The organism is uncultured Nevskia sp. (assembly GCF_903885465.1).
In the GTDB taxonomy this organism is placed as follows: domain Bacteria; phylum Pseudomonadota; class Gammaproteobacteria; order Nevskiales; family Nevskiaceae; genus Nevskia.
This window is the reverse complement of the sequence record NZ_CAISIQ010000363.1, coordinates 1-2,377: the sequence shown is the minus strand read 5'-3', so window position 1 is coordinate 2,377 and position 2,377 is coordinate 1. Positions and strand designations below refer to the sequence as shown.

Here is a 2,377-nt window from a genome sequence, read left to right as displayed (position 1 = left end):
GCCGAGGGCGCGCTCGAGCAGCTGACGCTGCTGGTGAAGGAATCGGAAGGCGGCAACGATCTCGACCGCCACGACATCCGGGCGCTGCTGCGCTCGCTGGTCGATATCGTCGTGCAGATGCACCGCCTGCCACCCGGCGAGGGCCAGCCGGCGCGCTATCGCATGACCGAAGTATGGTTCGATCCGGCGAGCAAGCCGACCGACTGAAGGGGGTATCGGCATGAACGGAAAATGGGTGCGAAGCGACGAAGGGTCGCAGCCGGGCGCGATCGCGTTCCTCGGCATCATCGGCCTGGCGCTGAGCGCCACGATCGGCGCCCTCGCCGTCCTGTGGCGTGCCCACCTCCTCAACGCGCATACGCCCTGGATTAAGGTGCCGGCCGCGCTGTGGGCGCTGAAGGGCTATCCGATCGTCTATCAGCCGTTCCTGATCGGCTTCGGGATCGGCCTCGTTCTGACGGTCATCACCATCCTCTCCACGCTCTTCAAACGGCAGAAGCTCCACGGCGAGGCGCGCTTCGCCCGGGTCGGCGAGGTTCGCAACGGCAAGATGCTCGCCTCCGCCGGCATCGTGCTGGGCAAGTTCGGCGGCAAGGTGATGCGCTTTGGCGGACCCGAGCATGTGATGCTGGAAGCCCCGACGCGCGCCGGCAAGGGGGTGGGCGTCATCATCCCGAACTTGCTCGACTGGCTCGATTCCCTAGTGGTGCTCGACATCAAGCAGGAGAATTACGACAACACGGCGGGGTATCGGCTGAAGGTGCTCGGGCAGCAGGTGCTGCTCTTCAACCCGCTCGATCCCACGGGCCGCACCGTGCGGTGGAACCCGCTGAGCTACATCAACCGGCATGATCCGGTGGAGGTCATCAACGAGCTTCAGAAGATCGCGGCAATGCTCTATCCTGATCCGCTCACGGGCGAGAAATTCTGGGCCGAGGGCGCGCGAACCGCTTTCCTCGGCATCACCGCATATATCGCGGCAACCGTCGACGATGGGGAGGACGCCCTCCCCTTCACGCTCGGCGAGGTGTACCGCCAGTTCGCGGCCAGCGATGCCCAGCGGCGTTTCCCGAAGATCATCGCCGATCGTAAGAGGGCCGGGAAGCCTCTGTCGGAAGGGTGCGTATCGGCGATCAAGGATTATACCGGCTCGTCGGCGAACACGTTCTCCGGATTGCGCCAGTCGGTTACGTCCAAGATCAACGGCTGGCTGAACCCATATGTCGATGCGGCGACCTCAGAGAGCGATTTCGATCTCAGTGACTTTCGGGACAAGCGGATTTCGCTCTATCTCGGCGTGTCGCCGGATGATTTGGAGCGGGTTGCCCCGATCTACGGCCTGCTCTTCCAGCAACTCATCGACCGCAACGTCCGCGAGCTGCCGAAGGGCGACAAGCATCAGATCAAGGTGCTGCTCGCCCTGGACGAGTTCGCGAGCCTCGGCAAATGCACCGTGCTCGCGAACGCCTTCAGCTATGTAGCCGGCTACGGGTTGCGGATGCTGCCGGCGTTCCAGTCGCTCGAACAGATTCAGGGCGTCTATGGCGACAAGGTGGCCTCGGACATCGAGCGAAACTGCGCAGTGCGGCTCGTGCTTCGTCCGGCCGGTTTGGCCGAAGCGAAGAAGATCTCGGACCAGCTCGGCAGCTACACGTTCAAGGCGCGGTCGCGCTCGATGGGAACGTGGGGCGGCGGCGGCGGCTCCACCTCGGACTCCGATCAGCGCCGGCCGCTGATGCTTCCTCAGGAAGTAGAGTTGCTGCCGGAGGACGATCTGATCGTTTTCCGGCGAGGCATGTACGCGACCTATGGAAAGAAGGTCCGTTACTATGCCGAGAAGAAGCTCTCGGCGCGGACCAAAATACCCGCCCCGGAGATGCCCCAGATCCGCGTCGACCCCGCCGTCGCTGCTAACAGCCTTCGGGTGATCGAGGCCACGCAGGCTCCCGCCGACGACGCCTCGTTGATGCGAGGCGCCGCGATACCCTCAGAACCTGCTGCGACCAACGGCGCTCGTGCAACGGGTCGGCGTGGATTGAATCAGGCCGCGATCAGCGCGGCTTTGGCCGTTCCGCCAAACGAGCGTGTCGCCAAGCTCTTCGAAAGCGTCCTCATGGTGCGAGGCAAAGCTTCGTAATTATTGAGAATGCCTTTTTGGTGATTTTCTAGCGGGAATCGTTTTTTGGGAACGAGCGATTTGTCCCCAATGGCGTCAAATGGGGACTTAGCGGCCTTTGCTGCGGATGTCCCTCAACGGCGGCTTTTGCCAGCTGCTGACATTCGCGCTTGTGTTCGAGCAATGTCGTCAATTGGCTAGGGTCGGGCCGATGGCGGCCTGACCGGTTTCGGGCTGCGAGCGCGGAACAGCCCCATTCGG

At 63.2% G+C, this 2,377-nt stretch carries 1 protein-coding gene and 1 pseudogene; both read left to right on the top strand.

The genetic code is table 11. From position 1 onward, the window contains the following. Window positions 1-207: pseudogene (locus QZY06_RS14310) on the top strand (P-type DNA transfer ATPase VirB11); the annotation flags it as partial. A 13-nt stretch (window positions 208-220) separates the two neighbouring features. Further along, entirely contained in the window at window positions 221-2,137 is a 1,917-nt protein-coding gene (locus QZY06_RS14305) for a type IV secretory system conjugative DNA transfer family protein (RefSeq protein WP_295685712.1), read from the top strand. Window positions 2,138-2,377: the final 240 nt, after the last annotated feature.

Excerpts from the sequence above, each read along its gene's own strand:
- QZY06_RS14305 (WP_295685712.1), top strand. The coding sequence starts at position 221 with ATGAACGGAAAATGGGTGCGAAGCGACGAAGGGTCGCAGCCGGGCGCG.